This is a genomic window from Mariniphaga sediminis (genome assembly GCF_003573545.1).
Lineage (GTDB): Bacteria > Bacteroidota > Bacteroidia > Bacteroidales > Prolixibacteraceae > Mariniphaga > Mariniphaga sediminis.
Genome location: NZ_QWET01000005.1, coordinates 369,731 through 378,302 on the forward strand (window position 1 = coordinate 369,731; position 8,572 = coordinate 378,302).

Consider the following 8,572-nt stretch of genomic DNA (forward strand, 5'->3'; position numbering starts at 1 on the left):
AAGTATAATGATGAATTTTAAATTGATTGGTAAGGCGTTAGTTTTTATGTGTTTATCGTTGTTGTTTTGTTCGTGTAACAGCAATGATTCAATTCAGTTATCGAGTCCGGATAACAACTATCATTTTAGTCTGACTACTGAAGGTAAATTATCTTATTCAGTAAACTGGAACGGGAGTGTTATTATTGACAAATCAGCGTTGGGCTTTAAATTGGCAAATGGGACATTTATCCCTGGCGATGTCAAAATAACGAAAGTTATCAAAAATTCAGTGGATAAAACCTGGAGGCCGGTATATGGTGAATTTTCAAGCTATACCGACAAATACAATGAGGTGTTGGTTCAATTTAAAGGGACAAACCTTGCGGCCGAAAATATTGCGTTAAGAGTTCGGGCTTATAATGAAGGGGTTGCTTTTAGGTATGAATTTAATCAGCCAGAAGAACTGGAAGTTTTGTCTGAATTAACAGAGTTTACTTTTCCAAACGACCCGTTTGTTTGGGTAAGTCTTATGGCCCAGTCTGGCATCAATAAGCAAAAACTTTCTGATGTTTCAATAATATGCGAACGCCCGTTGCTGGCCGAATTGTCTGATTCCGTTTTTGCTGCTTTGGGAGAAGCCAATTTAGTCGATTTTGCCCGGATGAAATTTGAAAAGGATAGCACTGTTTCAAATAAGCTAAGGGCTTCATTATCTATAGCGCAAGATAAAAAAGGCAATAAGATTCATTTTGTTTCTATTCCCGGTAATGGATATTTTTCTCCATGGCGATTTATTATGGCAGGCCAGTCACCGTCTGAGATTCTGCAGAATAACTATCTCTTGCTTAATTTAAGTGAACCCAATAAAATAGAAGATACGTCATGGATAAAACCGGGAAAAGTAATCAGGGAAGTTACCTTAACCACAAAAGGAGGGATTGCTTGTGTCGATTTTGCCGAGAAGCATAATTTGCAATACGTCGAATTTGATGCTGGTTGGTATGGAAATGAATATGATGATGCTTCTGATGCTACCACGGTCACAGTCGACCCCAACCGTTCACCCGGCCCACTTGATTTGAAGTATGTAATAAATTATGCCAAAGAAAAGGGGATCGACGTTATATTGTATGTGAATAGGAGAGCACTGGAAAAGCAGTTGGATGAAGTGCTACCATTGCTGAAATCGTGGGGAGTAACCGGAGTGAAGTATGGTTTTGTAAATGTAGGTCCGCAGAAATGGACTACGTGGTTGCACGATGCGGTTCGAAAAGCAGCCGAACATGGCTTAATGGTTGATATTCATGATGAATACAGGCCAACAGGTTATTCGCGTACATATCCTAATTTAATGACTCAGGAAGGAATTCGGGGGGATGAAGAAAGTGCTCCGAATGACATGGTTATCAATACCCTTTTTACAAGGATGATAGCTGGTGCCGGAGACCAGACAAACTGTTATTTCTCGGAACGCGTGTCAGCCAAAATGGGCTCACATGTTTCTCAAATGGCTAAAACAATTTGCATTTATAGTCCGTGGCAATTTTTGTATTGGTACGATCGTCCGGTAGGCTCCCCAACAAAAAAGGGAGGTGCCGGGAATACGGAGGATGTAATCCCGGAAATCCCGGATCTTGCATTTTTTGACCAGGTTCCTACAGTTTGGGACGAAACAAAGATTATTGACGGATACCCTGGCGAATTTGCTGTTGTTGCAAGAAAGCATGAAGATAAATGGTATTTAGGGGCAATTACCGGAACAAAAGAGATGTTGCTGAATGTTGATTTGAAATTTCTTGATGAAGGGAAAAAATACAAAGCAACAGTTTTTTCACACGACGAATCTTTAAAAACAGTCACTAAAGTTAAAATTCAGGAAATTGAAGTTACCGGCCAATCTGAATTCGAGTACCCTGTTTTAAAACAAAATGGTTTGGCCGTAATATTCACGCCTGTAAAATAGTATCTTTTCAATATCGTTCGTAAGGCACCCTAACGATTTTTGGAGAACACTCCAAAATTGAATATCTTCCCCTTTTTGAACGAAAGTGAACGAAACAATGCTCATAAAATTGGGGATTTTGCTGGTAGGATTTACCTATGCCGGTTTTTTGCCCTTTGCTGTAAAAAGGAGCATTCAACTCATTGATTTCGATTTGAAAAAGTACACCCTGAGTTTTTTAAGTAATAAAAAACTGTACGGAAAAATATACGTGCAAGGGTACAAACGCCTGCTTTTTGCCACGGCAATTTTAAATTATCTTTTTTTCTGGCTCCTTTCCCTGTTTTACGATTTGGGAGAGAACGAGCGGTTTATGCAGCAAATTAACTACAGTTTTGCCTGCTTGACGTTGTTGGCCTTTGTTCCCCACAATATTTATCCCTACAGTCGAAAAAGGCTGGTTCCCAGTTTACAGCGTTTGTTTCACAATCTGCTTGCCCTTATCGTTTTTGTTACATTGCCGGTTCTTATTGTAATGTTCCAGACAGCCGTCCTGCCTGATTTGCATTTTCTCGGTGTGTCAGGACTTGTGATAATTGGCGGAGTTGTTTTTATTACTTTAATTTCAGTTCTTCTGAACGGAATTAATGGAGTAACAGAAATGCTTTTTATAAATGGTATTAGTATCTGGAGTATTTTTGTGACCATCATGACGTTTATCCGGTAGTTATAATTACGGTTGATTAAAAGCAATGTAAATGGACACATTTGATTTAACCATATCCATTTTTTTTATCATAGCGGTTGGGGGTATCCTTTACCTGGTATTGCGCGACCCGGTTTATATGTTTAAATCATTGTTGCGCGGACTGAAAACTGATGGAAATGGAAAAGCGAAAATATTGTTTTTTCCGGTTTGGGCGCCGGTTTGGCTAATTGACAAGGTGTTCGGACTTAAACTTTATATCAACGAATTTGAAGAGGCTTCGCAACCAGTACACGTTTCATTTTCGGAATATGACAAATACATAATCATTAATACAACAGGTTTTAAAAATATTGAAAGTGTTTTACATGCATTTGAAAATGATTATGATCCGGTGGCGTTTAATTACCGGCTAAATAACAGTAAAATAAACATTTCAGAGTTGAACGGGACTTTAATTTTAAAGCTGGGGGATGAAATTGATTTTAATAGTTTCAACAATCTTGTTCATTATCTTGACAATGCAGCTCCTCCAGGCAAAGTGTATAATGTAAAAGGGATTTTGATTCATAAAAATAAAAGATCACATTCTTATTTTATTTTTAACGACCCGGCATTCCCGATAAAACTGATTGGGAAAACATATACAAATAAAAAAATATACGTTGACATTAATCCGGGAGGGGAATTAAATGACACGATTTACCAGAATTCGAATATGGATTATTTTAAAAATTTTGACTTTGACAAATTTGAAAACGAGACGTATAGATTAAAATTTAACGAATTGAATTTAAGACCCGGCATTACAGAATATCTATGAATAAAGAAGAGATAGTAAATAGGATAAGTGAAGTATATTCCCCGTTATCTTCCGGTTGCCGGAAGGAGCTGTTGGATAGTATCAAAATATTGTCACGTAAAAAACACACTACCCTTGTGAAAGAAGGTCAATATTCGGATAAGACATTTTATATAGTCGAAGGATGTGCAAGGGTTTATTATTTGAAAGATGGGAAAGATATTTCTGATTGGTTCGCTTTTGAAAATGAATTTATAAGTTCCATTATCAGCTTTTTCTCTGATAAACCAAGTCCTCATTATATTGAACTGCTGGAGGATTCGATATTAATAGAGATGTCGAAGGATACAGTTGACAAATTATCTGTTAAATACCATGACTTTGAACGACTGATTAAAGTTGTAGTAATCCAGACGATGTTAAGTCAACGGGAAAGAATTTCTTCTATACTGTTTCAAAATGCACAACAGAGGTATGAAAATATTTTGAAAAAATATCCGAATATCACCAACAGAGTACCATTAACTCACATCGCTTCACATTTAGGGATAACTCTTGAAACATTGAGTAGAATTAGAAATCCCCGGAATGGAATTTGATTTATATCAAATGAAACTTCAAAAATTGAACAGACTTTTGCAGGAAAAAAGATGAAACAAGTACATTACATTTTAGGTCTGACAATTACAAGCTTTATTGCAGTTCATTTATTTAATCATCTCTTAAGCGTTTTGGGTGTGGATACTTACATGGCATTTATGGATAAAATGAGATTGATTTACAGAAGCAAAGCAGGAGAAACAGTTCTTTTAACAGCCGTTGTGATTCAGATAATTTCAGGACTGAGATTATTCTTTGCGAAACGAAAACGGGTGGATGGGTTTTATGAGAAATTGCAAATATGGACAGGGTTGTATTTGGCTATTTTTTTGATAGTCCATGTGGGCGCAGTTTTAACAGGAAGATATATCCTTGAGCTGGATACAAATTTCTATTTTGGCGCAGCAGGTCTGAATACGTTTCCTTTGAATCTGTTTTTCATTCCGTATTATGGGGCAGCTATTTTATCGTTTTTCGGACACGTGGCTGCCATTCACTACCTGAAAATGAAAAGAGAAGTATTTCGATTATCTGTTACACAACAATCAAGATTTATTTTGTTGACAGGAATAATCGTGACTATTGTTGTTCTGTACGGATTGACAAACGGCTTTCAGGGAGTTGAAATACCCAAAGCATACGATGTTTTAATTGGAAAATAAAATGAACGAACAGCCATGTGTACAGCTACATTTAAACGGATTTTACACTAAACAACTATCAATTTTTTCCCGGACAGTAATGCCTTCCAATATCTGTTTCTCAGAAGAAAAACATTCAACCTATGTGAAGTTTTTATAAATTAGCATAATTATCAAGCAGTTAAAAAACGCGGATTTCGTTTGCAATGATTTTTCATTCAACATTTGAATACAGTTATTTGCTGCTCCCTCTTATTGGTTTTACCATTGGCCTGTTGGCTTCCATGATGGGCAGCGGAGGAGGATTTTTCTTCCTACCCGTACTTATTCTTTTTTTTGATGTGCCGGCTCAGGTAGCTGTTGCTACCTCGCTTGCAGCTACACTTCCTATTTGTATTGTGGGTTCCTATGGCCATTACAGGAAGGGGCATACCGACCTTGGAATCGGGCTTGTTTTTATAATAACAGGGATTTTAGGAGCAGTTGCCGGGGCGCGTTTTACAAGTATAATGACTGCCGGCCAGTTAAAAACCGGGTTTGGTATTTATTCTATTTTAATTTCCATTCCCATATTTATAAATAGCCGAAAAGGCAGAAAGGCCGCGGATGGTGAAACGAAAACGCCTCAGAGAATTGGTTTTAAAAGTATATCCAGGGGAACTTTTTACGGATTGCTTGCCGGAGTGATTACAGGTACTTTTGGTACCAGCGGAGTGGCGCCGGTGCTGGCAGGGCTGTTTTCTTTGCGTATGCCCGTAAAATTGGTTGTGGGAACCTCAATCCTGATTGTACTTGTCAATACGGTTTCTGCCCTCAGCGCCCATTTTTTTGTAGGAAAAATTGACCTGACCCTGGTTTACTTTCTTACTTCCGGGGCAATTGTGGGCGCTTTTGCCGGCCCCAAAATTCTTGCGGGTATAAAATTTGGCCAGGCAGGGAACCGGATTCGAATCGGGTATGCAGTTGCCATGATTGTTTTCGGAGTAATCATTATATTAGCTAAATAGAAGAAATAATATATTAAAAAGAGGTAAATGATCCGGGTAATTTACTTTATTATTTTGAGCTACTTTATCCTTGGCGCCGTCGGGTTTTTCTTTATCAACAGGAAGAAAGGGGCGGATGAAAAACGCAAAAGCTGGATCAAGTATATTACCTATGCCATAATCATTCACATCCTTTTCTTTAGTATTGTTATTAATCCGTTTGTTTTTAGGGTTCTTGCCGTATTTATAACCGGAGTGGGGTTTTATGAACTGTTTAGGTTGCTTCAAAAATCCGGCCGCACAGCATTGCGTTTTTTTCTTTTTTCGATGGTCGTTTACGTACTGCTTTCATTTGGATTTTTACTTTTTAGCGGATTGGATAAAGGATTGATTCTTTTTTCATTTCTCATTCTTTCGGTTTTTGACAGTTTTAGTCAGATTACGGGACAGCTATGGGGAAGGCGGAAAATTTTCCCGAAAATCAGTCCTCAAAAAACATGGGAAGGAGCAATCGGAGGGGGTCTGGTGGCCGTAATCAGTGCCCTGTTATTCGATTTCCTGATTGACCGACCGGCACTGAGAGCGGTGCAGCTGGCAGCCGGGATAGTCGTTTTTGCCTTTGCCGGAGATGTTTTGGCATCTTATTACAAAAGAAAATATAATGTAAAAGATTTCAGCAGCCTTATTCCGGGGCATGGAGGCTTTCTCGACAGGTTCGACAGCCTCATTGCCGGAGGCGCCTGGGTGGCATGTAATGAATTATTCTTAAATTTATAGAGACTGAACGTTGAATAGAAACCAAAATAATGTGTTATGCGAAATCAAATAGCATTGACATTTATTTTTTTAATAGCTATCACTTTTCTTCTTGTTTTTAATGAACTGGTTTACCGTCGGCTTGGGCTCAAGGGAGAAATAACCCGGAAATTTGCCCACTTTACAGCAACGCTTTCCACCATCACCTTCCCTTACCTTTTTAATGATCACTGGTATGTGCTGGTTTTGGCGTCCATCTTTTTTATCGTTTTGTTTATCAGTCGTCACGGTACACAGCTCAAGTCAATTCATGACATCGACAGAAAATCGGCTGGCAGTTATTTGCTGCCACTGTCTATTTACCTTACCTTTTTAATCTCCATCAAGTTGGACAACAAGTTCCTTTACATTTTGCCGATTCTGATACTTGCCATTTGTGACCCAATGGCTGGAATCCTGGGAATTAACCTGAAAAATTACAACCATAAAATTCAGGTTCTGGGATATAAAACCAGGAAAACCTGGCTGGGGTCGGGTTCGTTTTTAATGTCCAGTTTTATTATTTCCCTCATCGCCTTATATTTTTACAGGATGGTTTTCGACTTGAAAACCTTCTGGCTGGCACTGGGCATTGCAGTGGTCGGTACATTGATTGAATTGTTTAGCGGGCGCGGTACAGATAACCTTTTTGTTCCTTTAAGTGTCTTGTTGATGCTTGTCGTATTCCTTTGACAACAAGATGGGGCGTTTGGTTGTTGTGTTTGAGTAATTGTTCATTAAATATGTTAAGTAAAAAAGGATGCAAAAGATTGTAATAACCGGGGCAAACGGGTATGTCGCCTCACACCTGATCAGCAATTTGCTGTCGCAAAAGCATAAAGTGATTGCCCTGGTAAGAGGTAATGATAAATATTCGCCCGCCCAAAGAATGAAGAACGTTTTGTTTGAAATAGATGACCATATAAAACTTGAACACCTTGATACCTGCAACTATTCGTTACTCGAAGAGGATTTTTCTATTCCGAAAAAACAATTGGAAGATATTTTTAGTCAAAGCGTTGACTTTTTTCATTTTGCGGCCAGTTTAAAGTTTGATGCAAAAGATAAGGATAAGATATTTGAGACAAATGTTGGTGGAGTTGAAAATGCGATGAAAGTTTTTATAAAGCATTCCAAACCGGGCTCCCGTTTCTTTTTTGTTAGCAGCACCTATTCGTGCGGAAATTTTTCAGGATTATTTGAAGAGAAGTTTTATGCAAATGAAGATATTACCCACTTTCGGAATTATTATGAGCAATCAAAAAGATTTGCCGAAAATACTGTAAAAAGGTATATGGAGGAGAAAGGTATAGATGGGCACATTGTGCGACTGTCTCAGGTGGTGGGAGATAGCCGGAATGGGGTTACCCACACCGATTATGGGGTGTTCGACTTTGTTAAAAGGATCGGTTATTTGTCTGAAAAGTACCCGGGCAGTGTGGTGCGGGTACGAATTGACCCGGACTCCACCCAGAATTTAATTCCCATCAATCAGGTTGTCGATTATTTTATGAAAATAGTAGATACCCATAAGCCGCTGACTTCAGTGTTCCATTTTGCAGCTAAAAATTCGATCAAAAATTACCAGATAATTGAGGGAATCAACCGGCTTCTTCCCTTTCAGGTTATGATGGATAAGAATCTGCAGCGCGCAGGTTTAAGTCCGCTGGAACGGATGATTGCAGCCGGTATGTCGTTCACAGGGAGTTATGCTGAAACAAATCTGTTATTTGAAACCAAAAGCCTGGATGGAATCATGCCCGCAAGGAAAAATGAGTTAACAGCAAAAGCATTTTACAAAATGCTGGAATATTTTATTCAGAATGAATTACCGGTAAAAAAACAAACGGTTCATATATAAAATATGGAATAAACAGGAAAATCGGAAGCACGTCGAATGATTAGTGAATAATATTCATCTGAATTCTCTTTCCGGATACACAAGCAAGGCAGGCGTTTGTTGCCAATAGGAACGAAAAAACTATAATCAAATGAAAGCCACACCGCTGAGGAAATAGATTTATAAGGACAAGCGACAAAAGGACATGAATAAATAATAAGCCACCTAGCTTTGCATTTCCAAATCAACAAGAGCTAGATGGCTATGAAAAAAGATTT

9 protein-coding genes are annotated in these 8,572 nt (G+C 38.4%); all 9 read left to right on the plus strand.

Translation table 11 applies throughout. The features are described 5' to 3' along the window. Positions 1 to 7 precede the first annotated feature (7 nt). The 9 genes from D1164_RS09060 to D1164_RS09100 all read left to right on the plus strand — a co-directional run bounded on the left by D1164_RS09060 (position 8) and on the right by D1164_RS09100 (position 8,315). A complete protein-coding gene (locus D1164_RS09060) occupies positions 8 to 1,945 on the plus strand; it encodes a glycoside hydrolase family 97 protein (protein WP_206610965.1) in 1,938 nt (645 codons plus the stop codon). Between the two features lie 97 nt (positions 1,946 to 2,042). Further along, complete coding sequence (locus tag D1164_RS09065; RefSeq protein ID WP_119349634.1) at positions 2,043 to 2,651, plus strand: hypothetical protein; 609 nt, start codon at positions 2,043 to 2,045, stop codon at positions 2,649 to 2,651. A 31-nt stretch (positions 2,652 to 2,682) separates the two neighbouring features. Next, complete coding sequence (locus D1164_RS09070) at positions 2,683 to 3,453, plus strand: hypothetical protein (RefSeq protein ID WP_119349635.1); 771 nt, start codon at positions 2,683 to 2,685, stop codon at positions 3,451 to 3,453. Next, a complete protein-coding gene (locus D1164_RS09075; RefSeq protein ID WP_119349636.1) occupies positions 3,450 to 4,031 on the plus strand; it encodes a Crp/Fnr family transcriptional regulator in 582 nt (193 codons plus the stop codon). Before D1164_RS09070 ends, D1164_RS09075 begins: the two co-directional genes overlap by 4 nt. Before the next feature lie 51 nt (positions 4,032 to 4,082). Beyond that, positions 4,083 to 4,694, plus strand: coding sequence for a hypothetical protein (locus tag D1164_RS09080; RefSeq protein ID WP_119349637.1), 612 nt, complete (start codon positions 4,083 to 4,085; stop codon positions 4,692 to 4,694). A gap of 185 nt (positions 4,695 to 4,879) precedes the next feature. Then, positions 4,880 to 5,680: a sulfite exporter TauE/SafE family protein gene (locus D1164_RS09085; RefSeq protein ID WP_119349638.1), complete on the plus strand. Its 801-nt coding sequence runs from the start codon at positions 4,880 to 4,882 to the stop codon at positions 5,678 to 5,680. A 27-nt stretch (positions 5,681 to 5,707) separates the two neighbouring features. Beyond that, positions 5,708 to 6,436, plus strand: a complete 729-nt coding sequence (locus D1164_RS09090; protein ID WP_119349639.1) for a phosphatidate cytidylyltransferase — start codon at positions 5,708 to 5,710, stop codon at positions 6,434 to 6,436. Positions 6,437 to 6,472: 36 nt separating this feature from the next. Next, the gene (locus D1164_RS09095; protein ID WP_119349640.1) at positions 6,473 to 7,147 is read left to right on the plus strand and encodes a diacylglycerol/polyprenol kinase family protein; all 675 of its coding nucleotides are present in this window, start codon (positions 6,473 to 6,475) and stop codon (positions 7,145 to 7,147) included. Between the two features lie 67 nt (positions 7,148 to 7,214). Further along, positions 7,215 to 8,315: an SDR family oxidoreductase gene (locus D1164_RS09100; RefSeq protein ID WP_119349641.1), complete on the plus strand. Its 1,101-nt coding sequence runs from the start codon at positions 7,215 to 7,217 to the stop codon at positions 8,313 to 8,315. The last annotated feature ends 257 nt before the right edge of the window (positions 8,316 to 8,572 follow it).

What these genes read in the sequence shown, in the direction of transcription:
- D1164_RS09060 (WP_206610965.1), top strand. Translation starts at nt 8, where the DNA reads ATGATGAATTTTAAATTGATTGGTAAGGCGTTAGTTTTTATGTGTTTA.
- D1164_RS09065 (WP_119349634.1), top strand. Translation starts at nt 2,043, where the DNA reads ATGCTCATAAAATTGGGGATTTTGCTGGTAGGATTTACCTATGCCGGT.
- D1164_RS09070 (WP_119349635.1), top strand. Translation starts at nt 2,683, where the DNA reads ATGGACACATTTGATTTAACCATATCCATTTTTTTTATCATAGCGGTT.
- D1164_RS09075 (WP_119349636.1), top strand. Translation starts at nt 3,450, where the DNA reads ATGAATAAAGAAGAGATAGTAAATAGGATAAGTGAAGTATATTCCCCG.
- D1164_RS09080 (WP_119349637.1), top strand. Translation starts at nt 4,083, where the DNA reads ATGAAACAAGTACATTACATTTTAGGTCTGACAATTACAAGCTTTATT.
- D1164_RS09085 (WP_119349638.1), top strand. Translation starts at nt 4,880, where the DNA reads ATGATTTTTCATTCAACATTTGAATACAGTTATTTGCTGCTCCCTCTT.
- D1164_RS09090 (WP_119349639.1), top strand. Translation starts at nt 5,708, where the DNA reads ATGATCCGGGTAATTTACTTTATTATTTTGAGCTACTTTATCCTTGGC.
- D1164_RS09095 (WP_119349640.1), top strand. Translation starts at nt 6,473, where the DNA reads ATGCGAAATCAAATAGCATTGACATTTATTTTTTTAATAGCTATCACT.
- D1164_RS09100 (WP_119349641.1), top strand. Translation starts at nt 7,215, where the DNA reads ATGCAAAAGATTGTAATAACCGGGGCAAACGGGTATGTCGCCTCACAC.